Source organism: Vagococcus sp. 211, from assembly GCF_056322705.1.
Map to the genome: position 1 here is coordinate 1,769,484 of NZ_CM150475.1, position 22,974 is coordinate 1,792,457.

The 22,974-nt window shown below is 36.7% G+C and carries 24 protein-coding genes; 2 read left to right on the forward strand and 22 right to left on the reverse strand.

Annotation, left to right across the window (positions count from 1 at the left end; translation table 11 throughout):
* Positions 1–83 precede the first annotated feature (83 nt).
* The 12 genes from ACVWM0_RS08510 to ACVWM0_RS08565 all read right to left on the reverse strand — a co-directional run bounded on the left by ACVWM0_RS08510 (position 84) and on the right by ACVWM0_RS08565 (position 12,535).
* On the reverse strand, positions 84–842 hold the full coding sequence (locus ACVWM0_RS08510; RefSeq protein ID WP_476472211.1) for a response regulator transcription factor: 759 nt from the start codon (positions 840–842) through the stop codon (positions 84–86).
* Positions 835–2,460 carry a sensor histidine kinase gene (locus tag ACVWM0_RS08515; RefSeq protein WP_476472212.1) on the reverse strand — a complete coding sequence of 542 codons (1,626 nt, stop codon included), beginning with the start codon at positions 2,458–2,460 and terminating at the stop codon, positions 835–837. The genes ACVWM0_RS08510 and ACVWM0_RS08515 overlap by 8 nt, the downstream gene beginning before the upstream one ends.
* A 122-nt stretch (positions 2,461–2,582) precedes the next feature.
* A complete protein-coding gene (locus ACVWM0_RS08520; protein WP_476472213.1) occupies positions 2,583–3,386 on the reverse strand; it encodes an ABC transporter ATP-binding protein in 804 nt (267 codons plus the stop codon).
* A gap of 1 nt (position 3,387) precedes the next feature.
* The gene (locus ACVWM0_RS08525; RefSeq protein WP_476472214.1) at positions 3,388–4,287 is read right to left on the reverse strand and encodes an ABC transporter permease; all 900 of its coding nucleotides are present in this window, start codon (positions 4,285–4,287) and stop codon (positions 3,388–3,390) included.
* Between the two features lie 25 nt (positions 4,288–4,312).
* Positions 4,313–5,287 carry an ABC transporter substrate binding protein gene (locus tag ACVWM0_RS08530; RefSeq protein WP_476472215.1) on the reverse strand — a complete coding sequence of 325 codons (975 nt, stop codon included), beginning with the start codon at positions 5,285–5,287 and terminating at the stop codon, positions 4,313–4,315.
* Between the two features lie 544 nt (positions 5,288–5,831).
* A complete protein-coding gene (locus ACVWM0_RS08535; RefSeq protein WP_476472216.1) occupies positions 5,832–6,815 on the reverse strand; it encodes an ornithine cyclodeaminase family protein in 984 nt (327 codons plus the stop codon).
* 12 nt (positions 6,816–6,827) lie between these two features.
* Entirely contained in the window at positions 6,828–7,706 is an 879-nt protein-coding gene (locus ACVWM0_RS08540) for a sulfite exporter TauE/SafE family protein (RefSeq protein ID WP_476472217.1), read from the reverse strand.
* The gene (locus ACVWM0_RS08545) at positions 7,706–8,518 is read right to left on the reverse strand and encodes a TrmB family transcriptional regulator (protein ID WP_476472218.1); all 813 of its coding nucleotides are present in this window, start codon (positions 8,516–8,518) and stop codon (positions 7,706–7,708) included. The genes ACVWM0_RS08540 and ACVWM0_RS08545 overlap by 1 nt, the downstream gene beginning before the upstream one ends.
* 442 nt (positions 8,519–8,960) lie before the next feature.
* Complete coding sequence (gene deoD / locus ACVWM0_RS08550) at positions 8,961–9,671, reverse strand: purine-nucleoside phosphorylase (RefSeq protein WP_476472219.1); 711 nt, start codon at positions 9,669–9,671, stop codon at positions 8,961–8,963.
* 15 nt (positions 9,672–9,686) lie between these two features.
* A complete protein-coding gene (locus tag ACVWM0_RS08555; protein WP_476472220.1) occupies positions 9,687–10,727 on the reverse strand; it encodes a BMP family lipoprotein in 1,041 nt (346 codons plus the stop codon).
* Positions 10,728–10,963: 236 nt separating this feature from the next.
* Complete coding sequence (locus ACVWM0_RS08560; protein WP_476472221.1) at positions 10,964–11,497, reverse strand: GNAT family N-acetyltransferase; 534 nt, start codon at positions 11,495–11,497, stop codon at positions 10,964–10,966.
* 15 nt (positions 11,498–11,512) lie between these two features.
* A complete protein-coding gene (locus ACVWM0_RS08565; protein WP_476472222.1) occupies positions 11,513–12,535 on the reverse strand; it encodes a choloylglycine hydrolase family protein in 1,023 nt (340 codons plus the stop codon).
* Positions 12,536–12,707: 172 nt separating this feature from the next.
* On the opposite strand from ACVWM0_RS08565, the gene ACVWM0_RS08570 reads away from it, so the two are divergent.
* On the forward strand, positions 12,708–13,592 hold the full coding sequence (locus tag ACVWM0_RS08570) for a MucBP domain-containing protein (protein WP_476472223.1): 885 nt from the start codon (positions 12,708–12,710) through the stop codon (positions 13,590–13,592).
* 79 nt (positions 13,593–13,671) lie between these two features.
* On the opposite strand, the gene ACVWM0_RS08575 is transcribed toward ACVWM0_RS08570, so the two are convergent.
* On the reverse strand, positions 13,672–14,379 hold the full coding sequence (locus tag ACVWM0_RS08575) for a pseudouridine synthase (RefSeq protein WP_476472224.1): 708 nt from the start codon (positions 14,377–14,379) through the stop codon (positions 13,672–13,674).
* 266 nt (positions 14,380–14,645) lie between these two features.
* Here ACVWM0_RS08575 and ACVWM0_RS08580 point away from each other — a divergent pair, with 266 nt between their 5' ends.
* Positions 14,646–15,737 (forward strand): hypothetical protein, encoded by a 1,092-nt coding sequence (locus ACVWM0_RS08580; protein WP_476472225.1) that lies wholly within the window; start codon positions 14,646–14,648, stop codon positions 15,735–15,737.
* Positions 15,738–15,776: 39 nt separating this feature from the next.
* Here ACVWM0_RS08580 and ACVWM0_RS08585 read toward each other — a convergent pair whose 3' ends face one another.
* The 9 genes from ACVWM0_RS08585 to ACVWM0_RS08625 all read right to left on the reverse strand — a co-directional run bounded on the left by ACVWM0_RS08585 (position 15,777) and on the right by ACVWM0_RS08625 (position 22,974).
* The gene (locus ACVWM0_RS08585) at positions 15,777–16,727 is read right to left on the reverse strand and encodes an RluA family pseudouridine synthase (RefSeq protein ID WP_476472226.1); all 951 of its coding nucleotides are present in this window, start codon (positions 16,725–16,727) and stop codon (positions 15,777–15,779) included.
* 133 nt (positions 16,728–16,860) lie between these two features.
* Complete coding sequence (locus ACVWM0_RS08590) at positions 16,861–17,544, reverse strand: metal-dependent hydrolase (protein ID WP_476472227.1); 684 nt, start codon at positions 17,542–17,544, stop codon at positions 16,861–16,863.
* A gap of 91 nt (positions 17,545–17,635) precedes the next feature.
* Positions 17,636–18,376, reverse strand: a complete 741-nt coding sequence (truA, locus tag ACVWM0_RS08595; RefSeq protein WP_476472228.1) for a tRNA pseudouridine(38-40) synthase TruA — start codon at positions 18,374–18,376, stop codon at positions 17,636–17,638.
* 226 nt (positions 18,377–18,602) lie between these two features.
* The gene (gene lepB, locus ACVWM0_RS08600; protein ID WP_476472229.1) at positions 18,603–19,157 is read right to left on the reverse strand and encodes a signal peptidase I; all 555 of its coding nucleotides are present in this window, start codon (positions 19,155–19,157) and stop codon (positions 18,603–18,605) included.
* 11 nt (positions 19,158–19,168) lie between these two features.
* Positions 19,169–19,834 carry a hypothetical protein gene (locus tag ACVWM0_RS08605; RefSeq protein ID WP_476472230.1) on the reverse strand — a complete coding sequence of 222 codons (666 nt, stop codon included), beginning with the start codon at positions 19,832–19,834 and terminating at the stop codon, positions 19,169–19,171.
* An 11-nt stretch (positions 19,835–19,845) separates the two neighbouring features.
* Positions 19,846–20,940 carry a WxLIP family cell surface protein gene (locus tag ACVWM0_RS08610; protein WP_476472231.1) on the reverse strand — a complete coding sequence of 365 codons (1,095 nt, stop codon included), beginning with the start codon at positions 20,938–20,940 and terminating at the stop codon, positions 19,846–19,848.
* An 82-nt stretch (positions 20,941–21,022) separates the two neighbouring features.
* Positions 21,023–21,820: a WxL domain-containing protein gene (locus ACVWM0_RS08615; protein WP_476472232.1), complete on the reverse strand. Its 798-nt coding sequence runs from the start codon at positions 21,818–21,820 to the stop codon at positions 21,023–21,025.
* Positions 21,821–21,857: 37 nt separating this feature from the next.
* Positions 21,858–22,661 (reverse strand): WxL domain-containing protein, encoded by an 804-nt coding sequence (locus tag ACVWM0_RS08620; protein WP_476472233.1) that lies wholly within the window; start codon positions 22,659–22,661, stop codon positions 21,858–21,860.
* Positions 22,651–22,974 (reverse strand): hypothetical protein, encoded by a 324-nt coding sequence (locus ACVWM0_RS08625; protein ID WP_476472234.1) that lies wholly within the window; start codon positions 22,972–22,974, stop codon positions 22,651–22,653. The genes ACVWM0_RS08620 and ACVWM0_RS08625 overlap by 11 nt, the downstream gene beginning before the upstream one ends.

Here is a 22,974-nt window from a genome sequence, read left to right on the forward strand (position 1 = left end):
TATATTTTATACTTGCTATTATACCTAGACAAAAACGCTTTCATAAGGTGGTTTTCTATACAAAAAGGAGAAAATTCTACACTCTATAGAATTTTCTCCTTGAATTCAGAAACAGTCATGCCCATGTATTTCTTAAATACCTTGTTAAAATACTTATAATCAGAAAACCCAACCTTGTTAGCAACCTCATAAATAAGGTAATCAGGGGATTCCATCAACAAGTTCACTGCCATCTTGATTCGGTAGCGATTCAAATAATCACTAAGAGGCATCTCCAAATGGCGTTTTATTTTAGAATAGATATAACTTTCACTATAATTCAATTCTTTTGCTAGCTCGGCTGTCGTGAATTTTGTCGCGTAATTGTCACTAATAAAAGCCAAAACTTGGCTTACCACCACATCTCTTGAATACCTCACATCTTGTAAAACATCAAAATGCTCCAATGCGACAAATTCTTGCTCATTTTTTTCAGATTGAATATCATAGCTCACCTCAACTAAGCATGTCCTAAGTTCCACTAAATCAATGGGTTTAACTAAAAAATCTTTCACCCCATAACGCATGGCAAGTTTGGCATTTTCAAATTCATCGTACCCGGATAATATAATTTTTTTGTAAGAGATGTCTTGCGTCGCCTCAAATAAATCAAAGGCCGTCATCTTTGGCATATTGATATCTGTCAAGACAATGTCTGGTTGATGCGTCTTGATCAAATGATGGGCTTCTTCTCCATTCTTGGCAAAGCCAACGACTTCTATGTTTAGTTCTTGGTAATCCAAGGCTTGAGACAACCATTTTCTAATCAAATGCTCGTCCTCAGCGATTAATAACTTAAGCATACTCTCCCTCTCCTTTTGGTATCTTAAAGCGTACCAAAGCCCCTTCTTCTTGATTTGTCACGGTCATTTTTGCTCCAGGATAAGATATTTTCAACCGCTTATAACTATTGATTAACCCGTGATGAGTGCTCTCATAACTGTCATCATCAATAGACCATAAACTCTCAATAGAAAAACCAGGACCATTGTCCTTCACATCAAAATAAAGCCACTGCTCATCGCAATAACACTGAATGCTTAAAGTTAGATCATCTCTGTCTTGCATACCATATTTCAAGGCATTTTCTACAATGGGCAATAAAAACAATTTGGGAATAGACAAATCTTCAATCCCTGGCTCTAAAGTTATCTCGTAATGAAACTGATCAAAACGGATTAAATTCACCTGTAAAAAGTCTTCAATGATACTCAAATCTTTCTCTAACGTGGTGTCTGTTGAGGTAAAACCAGCTGAATAACGGAGAACTCGGTTTAAGGATAAAATTAACTTATCTGCCACACCTGGGTCAAAGTGACTCGTTACCCGAATCGCCTCTAAGGTATTATAGATAAAATGAGGATTGAACTGAGATTCTAATACTTTTTTTTCATAAAAATGATTTTGACGCTCTAAAGTCATTTGTTGATTCATCAAGCGTTCTTTTTCCTGAACTAACTCATTAATATTATCAATCAAAAACTGAAACTCTCGGTTTGTGCTCATCAAAATTTGCTTGGTATCTCCCGCTTTTATTCGTGCCATTTGATCTACGAGAGCTTCGATTTGTTCTGTGTTTTTCTTAGCAATTCGTCCAGCCAGCTGGTTACTTTGGATAGAAAAAAGTAACAGCAAAACAATCGTTGTTAATAACATAAATAGCAAAAACGAAGGCAGTGGGAACGTCATCAAAAAGGTGTATAAATAAATAGTGTCGTCCATTTGCTTTTTCGTCGTTAAATACAACTCTTTGTTAGCAATCATATAGGGATAATTGAAATCCGTTGCATCTATCTTATGGGCTGTTTTCTCATCAAATAGCGTCGTATTTTTAACAAATACATTATTATACTTATCAGAAATAATAAACTTCGTGCCATAAGTCAGCCCTTCTCCTGTAAACAAGCTGTCTTCAAAAATTAGAATACTATATACCGACCTATCTGGTACTTTTGAAAAAAACAACATATACCTTTCCCCATTCAATCCTCTCTGCACTTTTACCACATCATTCCCTTTATTGACATCCGTTACTATCTTTAAATAATGCGTGGACAATTGGGCTGGAGTATCATTGGTAGCTAGCAGTATATTACCACTTTCTTCCATAACCATTAAGGAGGCATCCTTAGGTAGTTGTGTGTTTTTTTCGTAGTAACTCGTATAGAACTGACGCTCATTCATCTGACCATCCATATAATGAGGGACGACTTCTTGATTCATATGGTGCAACAATTCAAAAGTGTCTGCTTTCAACGTGGTATAAAAACCTAACGCTTCTTTCGTATCGCTTTCAATTTGATATTTTTCTAAAAACAAAAAAAACACGGTTAAAGCTAAGATTAACAGTAAGGATGTAAATACTGCTAACTTAATTAAACGCTTTCGTATTTCTATGTAAAGCTCCTTGTAGTAAGTCATCTTATTTCCTCTCAATTAAAATATTACACACATTATATCATTAGTTTAAGGTTTTCTGTCTTTTTTATCCTACTTATTGTCATAAAGTACGCCATAAAAAAAGACCCTTTCAGGTCGTTTTCTTATCCTAGAACTAAAGCATCATCCGTCATAACTTGCCCACTGTTTTTTTGGAACAAGGCCAATAAGTCAGGAACTGTTAAGCCTGCCTTTTCCTCCCCATTCACATCCACAACAATTTGCCCAGCATGTAACATAATTAAGCGATTACCATAACGAATCGCATCTTCCATATTATGAGTAATCATTAGCGTCGTCAGTTGTTTTTCTTCTACGATTTTTTCCGTAATGGTTAATACGGACTCGCTCGTCTTAGGATCAAGCGCTGCGGTATGCTCATCTAAAAGTAATAACTTAGGCGTTACTAGTGTCGCCATCAACAAGGTAAGTGCTTGACGTTGTCCTCCAGATAATAATCCCACTTCTTTTTTTAACCGGTTCTCTAAACCTAAATCAAGCACGGTTAATTGCTCTTTAAACTGGTGTCGCTGTTTCTCTTTTACCCCTCTTGATAGACCTCGACTCTTCCCTCTATTGAAGGCAATCGCTAAATTTTCCTCAATAGATAGACGTGTTGCGGTTCCCATTCTAGGATCTTGGAACACTCGTCCAATATGTTTGGCCCTCTTAGCTGTTCGTTGGTTAGTGACATCGACACCATCTAAATAAATACTTCCTTCGTCCACACCAAAACTTCCAGCAATACTATTCAGTAACGTAGACTTACCAGCCCCGTTTCCACCAATAATCGTCACAAACTCTCCTTCTTCAAGAACAAGATTAACGCCTTTTAACACATGGTGTTCATTCACTGTTCCTACTTCAAAACTCTTATGAACCTCTTTTAATTCTAAAATAGCACTCATGTTAACGCCCTCCTTCTTCTTTTAATTCGCGTTTTTTAGTACGTTTCAATTTACCTCTCAGTAAAGGTGAGGCCAAACAAATCGTTAAAATAATGGCTGAGAATAATTTCAAGTCTGTTGGTGCAACGCCCATTTCTAAAACCACAGCTATAATCAATCGGTAAATAATCGAACCTACCACAATCATCATAAGGCGCTTCACAAAACTTAAATTACTAAACATCACTTCACTAATGATAATAGACGCTAGACCAATGACGATTGTTCCAATCCCCATACTAATATCAGCGTACCCATTATTTTGGGCCATCAATGCGCCAGATAAGGCAATTAACCCATTGGCAATCATGTAGCCAATAATCTTCATCGCATCAGTATTAATACCATTGGCTTCACTCATGTCATTATTATCCCCTGTGGCATGAATGGCTAAGCCAATTTCTGTTCGGAAGAATAAATACAGAAACACAATAACTAGAACAACAGACACACTTCCTATCACAAGCACAGCTAATTGACTGCTTAATCCCAATGTGACTAACTGAGTCAGCATGGTTTTTTTGCCTAGAAGCGACACATTCGATTGTCCCATAATTCTTAAATTGATGGAGTATAGTCCTGTCATCGTTAGTATCCCGGTGAGTAAGGCTGGTATTTTTAATTTCGTATGAAGCAAGCCTGAAATAAGACCTGCTAACATACCGCCTACAACACCTAAGAGCGTCCCCACTAAGGGAGAGGCCCCGTTGACTATTTGACTGGCACAAATTGCTGCCCCTAAAGGGAAACTTGCCTCTGCCGTCAAGTCAGCAATATCTAAAATCCGGTAAGTTAAGTACACGCCAATCGCCATTGTTGACCATAATAACCCTTGGGAAATACTTGATAACAAAATATCCATTTTTCTTCATCTCTTTTCTTTTCGTCTATTTATCTAAGGTAATACTTGCTGGATCAATGCCAAGCGCTTTGGCCATGTCTTCATTAACCACTAATTTAAGTTCTGTTGATGTTTCTACAGCTAAATCTTTAGGCTCAGCTTCTCCTTTTAAAATCTTCACAGCAAGTTTCCCTGTTTGATGCCCTAATTCCTTGTAATCAATCCCGTAAGTTGCTAATCCGCCTACTTCCACTTGTTCTGTTGATCCAGCTACAATAGGTAATTTCTTCTCTTTAGCAATTTCTCCAACGGTTTCCATCGTGTTAGCTAAGGTGTTGTCTGTTGGAACGTAAACCCCATCCACGTCTTTAGCAAGGGACGTCATGACTTGTTGTACATCATTCGTTGAGGTCACCGTAGCAATTTTCACTTCTACCCCCGCTGATTCAAAGGCCTTTTTAGCTAAATCTCCTTGAATCACTGAGTTTTCTTCACTGGAATTGTAGATGATGCCAATTTTTTTAGCTTCTGGCACAATTGATAGCAACAGGTTGGCTTGCTCTTCGATTGGTACCATATCACTTGTTCCTGTTATGTTTCCACCAGGAGCGTCATTACTAGCAACAATCCCCGCAGATACAGCATCTGTTACTGCCGTAAATAAAATCGGAATATCCTGGGTTTCATTCGCCAACGAAACAGTGGCAGGTGTAGCAATACTTAATATGACCTCGTTTTTTTCTTTGACTAACTTCTCACTCATACTTTTTAGATTCGCTTGATCCCCTTGAGAATTTAAGACGGTTAAACTCATTGAACTTCCTTCTTCAAAGCCTGCTGCTTCTAATTCTTCAACAAATCCTTCTCTGGCAGCATCTAAAGATTTATGTTCCATGTATTGTAGTATTCCAACCTTCACGACTCCGTCTTCTTCTTTATCTTGCTTTGACCCACAGCTTGCTAACATACTTACTGCAACTAAGGCAGTCATCCCTACGATTAATTTCTTTCTTAATGTCATGTTAATTCCTCCATTTTTTTTAGTTTATTTATTAGCTCTTACCTTCTGTAATCTATCCTGTGTTTTTCTAATACTCCCTTCATTTGGCAACAAAAAAGCATCGACTTAAGATTCATAAATAATCTAAGTCGATGCTTAAAACTGAGTCTCTTGCGTTGTCTCAGTTAACATATAAAAAGCCACTTAGATTATTGTAACAATCTATGTGGCGTACTCTTTCGCACGTAAAATTCCTCTAGCCCCATAGATACAAACATTACGGTTTGCATCCATGATGTATCATGCACACAAACACTATCTAAAGTAGCTAAAGAAGAAACTATTCAGTTGTGTTGGTCTTTGTAAATTGCTTGTTGTCATAGCAATCCCTCACAATCTAAATTTATTAATTCTTAGTTTAGTCAATTTCAAACCATATGTCAACTTATTTTTTAATCATTTTTTCATTTTATTTCTTATATTTTAATCTTACAGTCTTACTATCCTTTGTAACTAAAGGCTAAAGACACATAAAAAAAGCTAGCTCGCACTAGCTTTTAAGTGTTTAAATCGTTGTACCTAATCCTTTTTCTTCTGCTTGTTCCACAATTTTTTGGGCAACAAATACATCAAGAACAGCTGAACCAACTGTTTTGAATAGTGTAATGTCTGACTCTGTTTGACGGCCTTCTACTTGACCTAAAACTAATTGACCTAATTCTCCAAGGTAAGCTTCTCGTTCAACATACCCATCGGCTAAAGGTTGGATGAAATCTCCTGCTTCTTGAAGAACTCCGTCCATTGTATCAAAAATGACTGCGTCTGACGCTTTAATGATTTCACGTGGAATTTCACACATTTCTGGTGTATAAGCTCCAACACCGTTTATATGAGCCCCTTCTTTTACCCAATCAGCTGAGAAAGTTGGGCGTTTAGATGTTGTCACACTTGTAATGACATCTGCACCAGATACACATTCTTCTGCTGTTTTAGCTGGGATAACTGAGATGCCAAATTTTTCTGACATGTCTTTAGCAAAGCTTTCTGCACGGTCAAAATCAATATCAAAGATGCGAACTTCTTTTAGAGGACGAGCTGTAATCATTGCCCATAATTGACCTTCTGCTTGTCCACCTGTACCGATCAACGCCCCAATTTCTGCTTTGTCTGATGATAATAATTCAGTCGCTGCACCTTGTACTGCACCTGTTCTTAATTGCGTTAAGTAAGTACCATCCATCATCGCTTTAACAATACCAGTTTCAGCATCTAATACCACCATTGTCGCTGGAACACTTGGTAAGTTTTTATCAATATTATTTGGATACACCGAAACAATTTTCACACCCAATGCGTCTTTGCCTTCTTTACCTGCAACATAACCTGGCATGTATAAACTTTGTCCGCCTTGAGCTGGAACATCAATATTAGTTCTTAAAGGAATACTTGCTTTACCGTCAGAATAAAGTGCCAATGCTTCTTTACAAGCATCAATGGCCTCTCTCATTGAAAAACATTGTTGAATATCTTCTTTTGTTAAAAATAACATATCAATCTCTCCTTATGCCGCTTTGGCTTCTTTTTTTAATTGAGCTTGTAACATTGTAAATGCGCTATATAATAACACGATGATTACTAACCATTTTAACATGTACGTATTTAAAGATTTAACTAAGAACACTGCAACTAACGTACCCATCACACCGAATATTGAGGTAAACAATGTAATGCGGCGGCTGTATTCACCGAATTTAATGAATTGCATGCTTCCGATTGGCACTGAGAAAGTACACGCACCCATCATGATAGGGAAGGCTGCGATAGGATCCATTCCTAACAAGTAAACGGTTACCATTGTTAAAGCGTATGAACCAATACCAATATTATTTAAGGCACCGTATGTAAATAATAAGATACCCGCTAAGACTAATTTACCACCATATAATTCTGTTGCTGTTCCGTTAGATTTGATCCAGTTTACTTGACCAGCAAAGATTAAGAATGCTGCCACAATCAAGCCAACCCCAACGAATTTTTTAATCGTATCTTCTGGTAATTTAACAACAAATTTAGGACCAATGTAAGCACCAATTACTTGAGCCACAATACATACTGCCAATGTTTTAACCCCTACGTTGACTGATGAAATATAAGATAATGCCATTGCTGCTACTGGGATAACACATTGTGTGTTTAATGTTCCTGGTAATTTTTTCATGGTTACCCAATCTAATTTAGGGTATAACACGGTTCCTATGGCGAAGTCTGAGATACCAAACGTTGATAAGAAAAACATAATAAATGATGTAAACGGTAAAGCTTTCATGTTGGCTTTCTCTTCTTTAAACTCTTCTTTGTTGGTAATTAAATCTTTCACAAATGTAATTGCAAAAATCCCGTTAATAATAACAATTAAACTTAATAATATCGTGCGTACCATTACAATTCCTCCTTATAAATAGCTCTAACTTTTTCAAAATGGTGACCATATCGGCTGCTTAATTCTTCTGGTAGTTCTTCAATAATTTTTAATGTGTAAGCATCGTGTTTCACATATTCCTTGGCTAAACTAACCATGGCGTTGTTCTTGGTCCATGTAACATCAGTGATTTTATTGTCTTCAGACAACGTTCCAAACACCACTTCTCCTTCGTCTGCTACAATGTTGACCCATCTCGAACCGAAATCTGTCAGTTTTTCATGTTCGAACCCATGAATATAGTAATTATCTAACGCTAACTCATAGTCATGGTTTTCGCTAAACAGAATTAAAACGAAGTTATCCATGCGTTTTTCTGCCGCTTGCAATGTGCTTAATAACGTGTCTGAGATATCTTGACGCCAGATTTGAATCAGTAGACTCTTCTCTGAGTGCTTCACCAAGTGTTCCACTTTATCCATCACATTTGTGTAGCCATCTAACTTCCAAAGCAATTCTTCTTCTTCTTGTTCTTTAATTTGACCAAGATGTGTATCCAAAAAGACTAAATCACTTTTGACGTTTTTTTCTAGTCTCTCAATGAACTCATCTGACGAAATCGCTCGGTATAACTTAGGCTCAGACTTGTTAACAATAACCAAATTCTTTTTTAATAATTTTTCTAAAATGTTATAGACTTTGGATCGTGGTACGCCAGATTGTTTGCTAATTTCATAACCCGTTAGCATGTCTTGCTCTAATAGCGTCGTGTAAACCAATGTTTCCATCTCAGAAAAGTCATATTTTTTCATCACTTGTATTATCGTTTCCATATACTTTACCTCGTTTTTATTTAGTAGCTACCTTAGTAACTACTATATCACGTTTTTCTGCTTTTTCAATAATATTGTGCAATTTTTAACAATATAAATACCTTTTATAAATAACGGATAACCAACTAAACACACAACTTCACAAAGTATAAAAAGGCTTAAATCTATGTATCATAAAGGTTTAATAGAACCTTTTATTAATATTTGTTCACTATTATGTTTCATTTTGTTTTTTAACTAAATACAACTGAGAAGAAAAAATAAGTGTTACCGTCCAACGAATCCGCATTTTATGTTTGTTTTATCACAATTGATATCAAATGAGAATCCTTCTTTTTTTCGAATAGATACCTTCCTCTCTTTAATCTGTTATAGCTACCTCTAAAAAAGATAAAAAAAATAAGCAAAAGATTAGCTAACCTAATCCTTTTGCTTATCCGTATTATTTAAGTAGTGTATCTAGACCTACCTGGAGCATTTCATTAAATGATTCTTGTCGTTCTTCAGATGTGGTGTGTTCATCAGTCATTAAATGATCACTGACTGTCAAAATAGCGAGGGCGTCCACATTGTATTTACTTGCTAAATAGTAAAGAGCAATGATCTCCATTTCAACAGCTAGTACACCATGCTTAGCTAATCTGATATAGTCCTCTATGTTGTCCCTATAAAATAAATCATCAGATAACACATTACCAAAATGTGTTTTTTCTGTAAGTCCTTGTTCTTTAATAACCTCATTCACTTCTGTTAACATCTTGAAATTAGCAATTTGCGGGAAATCAAATGTGGGGAACGCTTGCTTGACCATGGACGACGTCGTGACAGCAGCTTGAGACACTATAATGTCTCTGATTTTTACCTCTGTGTTCAATGCCCCACAGGTTCCTACACGTATCAGTTTTTTTACCCCGTAATCATTGATTAATTCATTAATATATATCGCAGCAGAAGGCGCCCCCATCCCTGTTCCTTGAACAGAAAGACGTTCGCCTTTATATGTTCCAGTATAGCCGTACATCCCTCGAACCTCGTTGTAACAAACTGGATTGTCTAAGTACGTTTCTGCGATATACTTGGCACGTAATGGATCACCTGGTAATAGTATTTTGTCCGCGATGTCTCCTTGTTTAGCACTAATATGAATACTCATTCTGTCACTCCTTGATTAACGTTTTGGTTTTGTTGGTACTTCAATTTTACCATCAATAATATCTCGCTCTGCTTCTTTAATTAATCCTAATGTGTCATCATCTAATTGACCGTCCGCTAAGTATACACCCTTATCTTTCAAACCATAAGTTAACACTTCATTCCCTGGAAAGTCCCCTTTTTCAGCGTTTTTAGCAATTTCTTCCACAACAACTCCCACAGCCTTAATGGTTGATGTCAATGTCACATTGCCCTCTTTATACTCGCCCTCAGCTTCTTGGTCTCTATCCACACCAATCACCCATACCGGATTTTCTTGACTGTGATTCATGATGTCTCTTGCTTCTGAGAAGATACCATTTCCTGTATCACCTGCGGCATGATAAATAACATCTGCCCCACCACGATACATGGCGCTAGCAATGGTTTTTCCTTTAGCCGCATCACCAAATGAGCCAGCGTACTGCGTATCAATCTTAATATCTGGATCGATAGAGTGAACGCCCGCTACAAAACCAGCATGAAAACGACCAATAACTTCGCCTTCCATCCCACCAACAAAACCGACATGGTTTGTTTGTGTTTTTTTAGCTGCAGCAATACCTGCCAAATAAGCTGCCTCATTATCATTAAAGACCACAGACACCACGTTGTCCTTATCCTGAATATCTGAATCAATTAACACAAAATCAGTATCTTTATGTGCGTCAGCTGCAGATTCAATCGGCTCTTGCAACGTAAATCCGACACCAATGACTAAGTCAAAACCATCATTAATAGCATTGTTAATACTTGGTAAATACTCACCATCTGTTGCGGCTTCGTAATAATTAAACCCACCTTTTCCTTTTTCTTTGTTACTATCTTTACCCCATTCCTGTAACCCTTCCCAAGCCGACTGGTTGAAAGAACGGTCATCTACACCACTCAAATCAGTCACTAAAGCCACACTGTAAGAGTCTTCCTCTTCTTCTTTTGCCTTATCGGAATTACCGCATGCTGCAACTAATAATACTCCTGATAAAATTAAACCTAGCCCCACTAATTTCTTTTTCATGATATCCTCCTCGAATTGTAAGCGTTACCTAAAAATATAGCATTCTGACCCTCTTTTGTCAAAATATTAACGTTATTTTAAATAACATATTGTGGTAATAATCCTTGATGTATTTAAGGTATAGAACACTTTAATTCCTAATACAGATGTTATTTGAACAATTCTTTAGTTTCATTAAACATGACTAATGAAAAGCATCTTCTCTTATGATTAAAAAGACACTTTTCAACAGACCTTTAACATTCTAAATAAAAATAAATATCTTTTTTATTGTCTTGAGAAGTCCCTTTATAAACGCAAGTATCCAGACCTCCTATGGTAAAACCTGTCTTTATATAAAACAAACAGGCTGAAAGATTATTATCTTGTCCTTGAGTATATATCCCTAAATACCCTTCTCTAACGGCTAATTGTTGACAAGCTTGGATCAGTCCCTCTCCAATACCTTTCCCTCGGTAAGCACTCTTCACTTTTAAATCATACAAATACATGTGCTTAAAAAAAGCCTGTTGCATGATCGCTAAACCGACACACTTCCCATTATCATAGGCACCAATAAAATAACTTGTCTCTGACATATCATCATAAACGTACTCTTCATCTGGAAAGATCATATCTGAGATTGTTTCTGCTTTCTCTACTACAAACGACCATTCTTCATTGGTATATTTCGGAATCATCTTTCCGATTAATGAAAATGGCTCATTAGGCAAATTGATGTCTTTTTCACGTGTCTTCTCAATCAATTCATAGGTTATCTTTTGTGGCATAGGCTCTGTCTCCTTTCATTCATCCACTGTGACTTCTAGTATGTCTTCTTCTTGAATAAACTGATACGTTCTTATTTTAGTCCCTTTTGCTATTTCAGAACAAAAGTTAATTTTTTGCAACCGATGATTATGATAAAGTTTTAAATACAGACTTAAATGCTTTAAATCATACACTATTTGATATTGCGAATAAAGCAGAGACTCTTCTGCGGGCTCATCTTCCAACTTGATAGCACCTTTTGCAATATTCACACTTGATAATAGATGGAAAGCTTGACTGATGGTTTCTTTATCTGATAAAGGTTCACTAAAATAGTTCAAATAGGCAATTCTAACAAACCGAGACATTGAGGTGTAATCTCCTGGCATACCTAAAAAGCCTAATCCCTTTCCTGTGGACTCTAGAGTAAATCCCTTCATATTTTTCGGAGTTGGATCCACATTAGACAAACCGGTAAAATTGGATAAAAAAGAAAGATGTGAACTAAAATCTGGGCTATTAGTCATCACCCCTATCCTATTTTCATAAACTTTAAACCCCATTTTTTCACTAGGCTCAACAACAATGCTTCGACCTGTTTTGTCTGTGAATAGAAAATGCCTAGGCTCTCCTTCTCCTTCTCCAAACGTCGCTTTATCCACAATCGCTACTTCCTTAATTTTTTCTTCTACCTCATAAGTATCCTTACACTGAGACAATACCCACAGCAAAAAATGACCGCTTTTTAAAGGTGTTTTTTTGTTTGCCACAATCTCATCTTCAGTAGAGTAGTTATGGTATTCAGAAAACCTTTGTGTCGAACCACCTAGACCAAATTCATTTACTCCATCTGGAATAGATAATAAAGGCTCTCCTTCTACCAGAGCACTCAGCCCTATCACCGAATAACGAGCTGAAAAATGGTAACTACTTGCCTCTATCAAATAATTCCTCGGAATTTGAATCCCTATATAATCATCCAGTAGTATATTAAAATCTTGCGTTCTAGCAAAATACGACGTCTTTTCTTTAGATTGTAGCGCTATACTTGTACACATACTTAACACTCCTAACATTTAATGAATTACCTCATACTTATTATAACCTTTTAAATATAGATGAAACATTACATATACCAATTCGTTATAAATAAAACAAAATAAGTTAAAATGATTTATTTTAACCTATTTTTAACATATAATTAACATATAAATGAAAGGAGTGAACATCATGACACACTTTAGACGACTTTTAATAATCATCCCTTTGCCTATAACGTTTCTCCTAACCATGACTCTTGTTCCTTTTTACCAGCCCGCCACATCACACGCCCAGGTATTAACCACTAAAGTAACCTCTTACACGATAGATACTACTGATGATAAAGAAAATAGTCCCACAGTCAATGCACCTACTCCTTTAAACGAAGTAACCAACTCAGCCCCAGTTACTGTCAAATATATAGACACCCATGGACAAAAAATTCAACCTGATACTGTTTTTTACGGTACTATCGGCGATTACTTTATGGTTTCTACTCCTCTTATTCAAGGTTATTTGTATGAGACAACCTATGACGGCACTATGGGAATCCACTCCGATACAAAACAGACAATCACACTCATCTATAAAAAGATAAAAGAAACACCTCCTCAAGGAAATTACATTCCCTATAACCAATATATTACTGTCACTAGTTCTAATTACAATACTTGGCGAAATTTCTCTTGGCGAATGAAATTCCCTGCCAAATCTATTCGTCAACAGACATTCTTAGCTAAAGGGAAATACAATCATCGAAACGGTTCTACTTATCTTTCGTTATATGACAAAAAAGGGCAATGGTATGGGTATATTAATCAACGGGCCACTAAAGTTGGTAATGGGCCTCAAGGAGCCTTTATTAAAGATGGTCGAACAGTAACTATCAAAAGACGAAATTACACCCTATGGCAAAACTTTAAATGGTCTCCTCGTAGTAATACGACTAAAGTCATGAAAAAGAACTACACTGCACGCGGTAAATACCAGCATTATAATGGGTCTACTTACTATTCTTTATATGATGCCAAAGGAAGATGGCAGGGGTACCTCAACTCTAAAGCAACACAATAACGAAAGTAACTCTATATAAGATAAAAACAACTAGAATCGCAAATTGATTCCAGTTGTTTTATTTTATTTGGTAATCCCTTTACCATTCTCTTGGTTCGTAATTTAAATCTCTAAATAGCTGACTTTTTTCTTTTTTAGATAAATAACGCCATTGCCCAACAGGTAAATTACCTAGCTCAATGTTCATCACTCTAATACGTTGTAAACGAACCACATTATAACCTAGCTCTTCACACATACGGCGAATTTGGCGATTTAAACCTTGAGTTAAAATAATACGAAATTCGTATTTAGATAATTCTTCTATCTCACAAGGCAAAGTCTTTTTACCTAGTATTTTAACACCTTTAGACATGTTGGTTAAAAAATCTGGCGTGATCGCGCGGTCTACAGATACTAGGTATTCTTTTTCATGTCGATTTTCTGACCGAAGAATTTCGTTCACAATATCCCCATCATTAGTCATTAACAATAACCCATCAGAATCCTTATCCAATCGTCCGATATTAAACACTCGAGGCGTGTGATTAACTAAATCTGCAACATTCCCTTTGACCCCTTTTTCAGTGGTACTTGTGATACCAATGGGCTTGTTCAAAGCAATATAAACATTGTCTCTAGCAACATATAACTGATTGCCATCAACCCTAACGTCATCTCCTGGCTCAACCTGACTTCCTATTTGAGCTTTTTTCCCATTAATGGTTACTCGCCCTTCTGTTACTAACTTATCTGCCCCACGTCTCGAGGCTTTTCCTGCTTCACTAATGTATTTATTGATACGCATATGGCACTTCCTTTACACTCAAAGTTATTTCACCCTTAACTATACTGTATATTCTTTCCAAAGCAAACCCAACACATACAAATTTTCCATTTTAGCGTTATTTTTACTAACCTTTATCATTCATCCCACTCACTACTAATACCTATTTAAATAAACCATTGTCTTTTTTACACCTATCAAATTATACTTGTTATATATATTGTTTTCATTTGTTACGTTTATCTATCAAATAATAAAAAATAAGACAACTAAAAGGAGAGTTTCTCATGAAGCATCAAACCAAATTATTAACCGGATTCATTATTATATTACTAGTCACCCTATTTACCTCTGTTCCATCGTTTGCAAGCACACAAGATGAGTTAACCGATGGATCAGCTTACATTCAATACGGTGTATTGAACCAAGACATGAAAACATCAGATAACTTTATTTACAAAGCTGGCACAAAAGTTGCCCGAGGAAGTAGGAATTCTCGCTCTATTTCAGGTCCTTTCTACTTATTTTTTGCAGCTTCTACATCACATTTTCAATCAACAGCAGAAATTCACAGTGACTATGTCACCATAACAGACGAACACATCCGTCCTTATGATCAAAAAAACATCCTGATTATCGATAACCCCATTATGCCAAGTGCAATGTTTGATGATTTAGAACCTGTTGTACCAAACCTAAATATCAAGGTAACAAAAACACGATTAAAACGGACAATCGCCACAGCACAAACATCACGGGATGCTGGACGCTACACAGCAGCATCAAAACAAGCATTAGAAATAATCTTACAACAAGCAATAAAAATGGATAATAATGCGTCTGCTACTCAAAAACAGGTAGATGGCATTATCACTCAATTAATCTATCAAACGAACAACCTAGTCTCTCTTCCAGATCAAGGTGACTATATATCTTACGGAAAATATGTGACAGTAACGAGTAAAAACTACAACACCTGGTCTAATTTTAACTGGAAAACAAAACATTCTGCTAAACAAGTAACAGGTAAAACCTATCTCGCTAAAGGAAAATACGAGCACCTTAACGGAGCCACTTACTTATCTCTGTATGACACTAATAACAAGTGGCAAGGTTATATCAATGCAAAAGCAACCAAAGAAGGAAATGGCAAGCAAGGGGCTTACCTATCTGATGGTCGCCATGTTACCATTTCAAAAAAAGGTTACAATACTTGGTCTAATTTTAATTGGAAGAAAAAACAAACAACGAATCAATTATACGGAAAACGCTTCGTGGCTAGAGGTCGTTACCAACATATTAATGGCAGTACTTACTATTCTCTTTTTGACAGCAAAGGAAAATGGTATGGTTACTTAAATCAATCTGCTGTTAAATGACAAAAACCCTCTAAACGACGTCGTTTAGAGGGTTTTTGTTTAGCTTTGTTTGGACTTACTTAACGTTTTAGTAAATTTCTTTGGAACACTGGCATGAAATTCCAATTGTTCGCCTGTTCTAGGATGAATAAAAATCAAGGTTGTCGCATGTAGACCCAGACGTTTCAAGGGATTGGTTCTAGCGCTGTACTTTTTATCCCCAACAACAGGGTGACCGATTTCCTCCATGTGAACCCTAATTTGATTTTTTCGACCGGTTTCTAATTGGACTTCTAACAAGCTAAAGTCGCCATTAGAACGGATTTTTTTATAATGGGTGACTGCGTGTTTCCCACCGTTATCAAAGGGGGCAGAGTGAACTTTAAATGACTTACTTTCTTTCAACCATGAACTGATTGTGTCACTGTCTCTTCTAACGTCTCCTTCAACAAGGGCCGTATATTTTCTTTCTAAGACTGCTTCTTTCCAGTTTTCTTGGAGTTTTTCTTTCATCTCTTCGTTTTTAGCAAAAACCATCACACCTGATGTGTCTCTATCTAATCTATGCACAATATACACCCGGTTTTTCGGATGAGTTTGACGAACATAGGTCATTAGCTGGTTGTGAGCAGTCGGTTCAAATCCCCCGCCATTCATAGCAACCGATAGGATTCCTGCATCTTTTGAAATGACAATAAAATCATCATCTTCATACATAATTTCAATCCCAACAATTGTTTTTTCTTGCATGGCTTTTTGATTGGTTTGAATCCCTATGATTTGTCCTGGTTTAATCGGGTGATTATGTTGTGTGGTGGCTTTGCCATTCACTGTTACTTGGCCACGTTTCAAAATTGATTTCACCGAATTACGGCTTGTTGTTGGCATAACCTCTAATAAAAAGGCTAGCAATTCACCTTCTTCTACAACCTTATGCTCTACGATACCTACCCCTTGATTCTTAGGTTTGTGTTTCGTTTGACTCGGTTTTCTGGTTCCTTTTTTACTCATTCTCTCACGACTCTTTTCTTTTATTTATCTACACTTATCCTTCTCCATCGTTTTTACTTTAACATATTTTTAAAGAAAACAAAAAATAAATAAGACAGAATCTTAAAAATAACTCTCTGTCTTATTTATCTGACTACAATCTAAGCTCATCCCCTACTGCCATGAACAAACCAACATGTTCTGGCAAGGCCTTAACGAAAGACTCACCGTCTTGTTCAATCACTGGGAATGTATTGTAATGAATCGGAACAACGTGTTTAGCCCCAATCCTAGCACTCGCTTTTAAAGCATCTGTTGGACCCATCGTGAAATTATCACCAATTGGTAAAAACGCCACATCAATTTGAGTCTCTTCTTTTAACAAACCTAAGTCGCTAAAATAAGCAGTATCCCCTGCATGATACACGGTCTTTCCATCAATGGTTATGACAAATCCCCCAGGTTCTCCCATATAAAGCATCTCTTCTCCCAACTCATAGCCAGAACTATGCTGAGCAACTACCATCTTAACTCGCCCAAAAGGAAACTCATAAGCACCACCAATATTCATACCATGAGTGTTCTTTATGCCTTGCTTTTCTGCAAAGTGTGTGACTTCTGGTACCCCTATAATCGTTGCCCCGCATTTCTTTCCTATCTCAATCATATCTCCCACGTGATCATTATGACCATGAGTAATTAAAATATAATCCACAGAAATATCTTCCACTACTAAGTCTGTTAGTGAATTACCTGTAATAAAAGGATCTACAATGATACGAGTCCCATCAGCTGCTTCTATGACTACAACGGAATGTCCATGATACGATATCTTCATAAAAAAACCTCCTTTTTCTTTCAGTATAACACGACAAACAAAGAAGAGATAAAAATAAAAAACTTGCTAGAATCAGCAAGTTTTTTTAGTGTTATTTATAATAAACTTCGTCTAAGAATAACCCTTGAGATGGTACAGTGATTCCTGCTTGTTCTCGCACTTTTTTCTCAAATATCTCATCAATATCTGATAATTGCATGCTTCCTTGACCAATTTCTAAAATCGTTCCCATGATGATACGCACCATTTTGTGTAAGAAACCGTCTCCTTTAAAGGTAAAATGTAACATACTACCATCTTGCTCCATAGTTAATGAGTCAATGGTTTTCACCGTTGATTTTTTAGATTTTTTTAAAGCAGAAAAGCCTAAAAAGTCATGGGTTCCTTCAAATTTTTCACAGGCTTGTTTCATTTTCTCAATGTCTAATGCTTGCCCTTGATGAAAGCTATATTGGCGTTGGAATGCCGATGGAATAATATCATTCCAAATATAATAGCTGTATTGCTTACCTTCACAGTGATATCTTGCATGAAATCTTTCCGGTACTTCTTCCATGTGATTAATCACAATGTCTTGAGGTAAATAAGCATTCATAAACTCAATCATGTCTGCTAAAATCATCGTTGATTCTGTTTTAAAGTTTGCAACTTGACCTCTAGCATGTGTTCCAGCATCTGTACGTCCAGAGCCCACAATCTCGATTTTCTCACCAGTCATTTGTTTAATAATGTTCTCAATTTTACCTTGAATCGTCTTATCTGAATCACCTAAACGTTGCCAACCTTGGTATCTCTTTCCATCATATTCAATGGTCATTTTTATGTTTCTCATCGGATGTTTTGTCTCCCTTATGTCTTTTCTATTTATATTACACAACACGACACAACTTTTTATTATCATCCTAAACATTCTAAGTACTCAGGATTCCATGTCAAACTGTTAGCTAACACTATAAAGGGTATTGCCTGTCATATAGTTAATACTCTACCATCATGTGGCTAACCATTGCAATAATACTGAATAAATAGTTGTAAAATAATAGAAAAGAATGGTCCTTTTACCATATCCATACCACTTTCCCTATGACTTGCTGTTGAGTAATATACCCATAAGTACGGCTATCATTAGAATATGGCCGATTATCTCCTAGTAAAACAAAACAATCTTCTGGAACAACGGTCTTATCTCCTAAATCTGACAATGTCACGTCTTCTGTAAACTGGCCACCATTCTCTCCAGCTTCGTTGACCTTATTAACCAAGTATTTTTCATCCTCAGGTTGGTCATTTATCAACAATTGATCCTTCACATGTTTCACTTTTTCACCTGGTAGCCCAATCACACGTAAAACGACACTCTGTTTCGTTCCTCTATCTACTAACACTAAGTCATGTCGTGTCAGTCTTGCTCTTTTTTTGACGAATAGGATGTCCCCCTTACTTAAAGTCGGCAACATGCCGTAGTTAGTAATAGACGTCACTTTATAGAAACTTAACAGAATGCCAACAACCACGATTCCCCACAATAACAAAGCATATATAAGGTAAAGAACACGATTTTTTTTATCGTGTCCCTTTATCTTAGAAGCCCTTTTTTTATTCCTTGTTACCATATGATTACACCTTACTTTTCTTTCAATGCCGTCTCATCAATACCAAAATAGCTATATACCTTTTTCTCTGTTTTTTTAATTTTTTCAATGTCCTTTTTTGTTTCTTCTACGGCTTCTGGATTACCATAAAACTGATTGTACGTCACACTGTGATTAATACCTAATTCTTGGATACTTTTATAGTATCTATTTAATCCTAACTGTCCTTCTTCTGAATTCAAGGGGTTTGCTGAATACAAGGCATAACTTGCCATTGTATTCGCTAAGTATTTGATATTACGGGAAAGTTTATCTTGGTCCTCTTTCCCTTCCCCAGCTAACTCTATTTGTTCTTCAAAATCTCGAATGAGGTAGTAACCATTTACAACGGTTTCTGTATCTTCTGAACTCATATTGGTTGCTATGTAGTGTTTCATATACAGACCACCTAAGCCACAACTGACACCTAAAACAAGACTAATCATACCTATTTTTATCTGGGAGATTTTTCTTTCGTTTAGTAACGATCTTTCTTCTTTCAGTCGTCGGTATTTTTTCTTATTCCGACGACTGACTCCTCCCATTTTTTTAAGTCGGTTACCAGTTACTAAGCTTTGGCTGAAGAAGAAAACAAAGAGACATAAGCCAATAACGGATAACACAAGTAAAACGATTAGTATATTTTCGGTGCTTAGCATGTGAATTCCTCCTATTTTCTTTTTCTCTTAGTGCTCTTTCCTTTATTTCCTTGTTTTTTCTTATTGGCAATATTAGTAATCAAGGTGTAAGCAACAATAATAAACAACACACTGCCTACAGCAATTGATAGAATCAGCGTCCAATTAACACCTTTTTCTTCAATTAATCCCACATCTCTTTGGTTAAACTGATCTGCTTCTTCTTTTGTAATCGTAAAATCCTTCGTCCATTCTTCTCTGATATTATCAGCACCGGTCACTAATATATTAGCCGTATACTCTCCAGCCACCATTTTTTCACCATTCATACTAACAGGAAAATCAATATGGGTGTTAGGTGCCATCCGCATGTCTGTTTTTTTCGTTTCATAAAGGACAGTTTTAGATCCTTTTTTCATAATTTGAACTTCCGTTGACATGTCTTCTAACATGGCTGCGTTAACATTAGAATAGTTGACATAAATAGTGTTTTGATAATTAAATTGCTCCCCGTATACCTTGTTTAATTCCAAAGCTGGCGTCACCTTTTTATCTGAATTTCTGAGAGTCATCCCCACAATATACATGTACTTATTTTTTACCTGTGAACCGGTAACTTTTTCTTTCTTGTCCTTACTGTCATCTCTAATTAACTGGATACCACCTAGAACAATCCCATCGTAGCTCGTTTTCGGCATCTTTATTTCAAACTCTGCCTTTTTAGATGTCCCTGGTTCAATGGTCACAGATTCTGGCCCTTTGACTAATTCTTCGAAATCAAACTTTAAAGAAGAATCTGTATCAATACTATTATCTCCGTATTCAACTACCCCATTTTTATTCGTCTTCGCACCATTCAATCCAACTAAAACGGTGACTGGTTGTTTTGACGGATTAATCAATTCAATCGACACTGTTTGACTTTGGCTTGGCTTCATTAGTAAATCATAGTAGCCTTTATCACTTGTTTGATTGTCTGGGTACTCAATATTATAAGTAAATCCTGCTGCACCAGCTGGATCTGTTGTTTCTTCTGCAAATGCTAGTGACGCGCCAAATACATGACACCAAGCAAAAAGCAAACAGATAATGACGACGAAACTCCCTCGTTTATTTTGTTGTTCCATTTTTTTACACCTCTTCTTTATTTTTAATAAACATGATACAGACTAGTTAAACTAATCTGTATCAGTTCGTTGGTTATTTTTTCTACATTGCTGCTTCTAAGGTCCAAGTAATCTCTGCTACATAATTACCTGTTGCCATTGTAGAAGCTGTCGCTGCTGGTACAGTCAATTCAACAGAATCTTTAGCTGTTCCAGCTACCCCACCATTACCTGTTGGGTGATCTTCAGGGTTCCAATCGTCACTTTGCCCGAACTCTACAAAGTATTCACCTTTACCTAATTTATCTTCTGATTTAGCAGTTACTACGTCTACAGCACCTTCTTCTGTTAACTCAAACGTCGGTTTATCTAAATTACCCCAATAGTCAGTATTAGCCAATGAGTTCATCATCCCATTAGAATAGGTAATACTTGAGCCATCTAATGTATTAGACGCCCCTTCTGCACTTGCGTTGGTAAATTGTTTTGTCAATTCTGCCTTTAGAGTATAACCAAAGTTGTCACTGCTACGGATATCTGTCCACTGTACAAAGTGACCACGATTAACTTCTTTTTCTCCTTCTACTTGTTTCACTGTTACTTCTTTGGCTTTTTTATTAATTTGAGAAACGCCGGTCTCAATCTTTTCAAAATCCAAAGATGTGACAGCTTGAATAACAAGAGAGCCTTTATCAGGGTTCACAACAATGGGCTCATCAGGTTCCACTTCTTTCTCTGGATCTTCCGGGTCTTTTGGATTCTCTTCAGTACCACCGGCTGTTCCTTCTGTGACTTCTACTTTACCATCAGAGATAAGTTCTCCTGGTGCAGCTAATACCGTTGTTGAGCATAATGCTAGTCCTAAGGTTGCGATTAATGTACTTGTCATAAATTTTTTCATGTGTAATTCCTCCTATTATTTTTGTTGGTTTTATTTATTAAGGTAACTTGGCTAATATCCAAGTTATCTCAGTATCATATTGCACTGGGTAAATAGGAACACTATCAGGGACCGTCAATGTCACAGCTGAATTAGTGTAACTATTTTTTTTAAAGGTGTCATTCATAACTGGTTGACCATCTTTATCCAGTAATGGTGAAAGAGTTGAAGCTATTTCACTGTCCTCTTTCCCAGAATGACCAAATTCAATGGTCCATATTCCCATACCAGAACCTGGTTCTGCCTTAGCAACATCATAGGATTCTCCTATGGCATGTAAAGCTATTGTGTCTCTGGTCACTTCTGGAGCCTTCATTACTGAAGCTCCTAAGGAATCTGCATGTCCTTTATCAAAGGACAACACAGCCCCTCTTAATTCTTTCTCATCTGTCTTTTGAATGACAGTGTTCGTAAATTGTTTTTCTTGTTTAACTTGTAAAGTCCAACCATCCGCCCGCTGCCGCTCATCCGTAACTTGGATGTAATACCCTCGAGCTTTCGTGTCATCATGAAAGAGTTGTGCCATAGAGGGGTAGATGCGATGGCTTTTAGTTATTTCTTGTTGCCCAAAGTTCAAAGAAGACACAAAATCAATTCTTAGACTGCCTGTAGTGTGGGGGCCAGGGCCAGGATCCACTTGTTTTCCAGGTTCTTCTGGATCCGTTGGAGGCGTCATGCCTTGCCCTGTCACTTCAACCATCCCTTCCCCCTCCAATGCTTCTCCTTGAACAAATACGGGACATACCATTAAACCAATGCTTAATAATAAACTAAACACGACATTCTTATATTTAATCGTCACATCCATATCCCCTCCTCTCCTTTATCATAATTGCCATACTCACTATTACTACTAATAATAAACCCGTTACCCTTGTGCTAAAATCTAAGTTGTCTCCTGTTTGTGGCAGATAATTTTTTTTATCACCTGAAGTGTCTTTCGTCCCTGACGGGGAGGTTTGCTTTGTTTCGTCGCTTTCAAAGAATGTAATTTGCCCATCAACGTTTGCACTTCCTCCTACTTCTTGTATTTCAGCCAGTCCTCGTACATTGAAAACAAAGCATCCTAATACAATAAGTAGAAAAGTCGCGATTACTTTATTTTTGTTTACCAT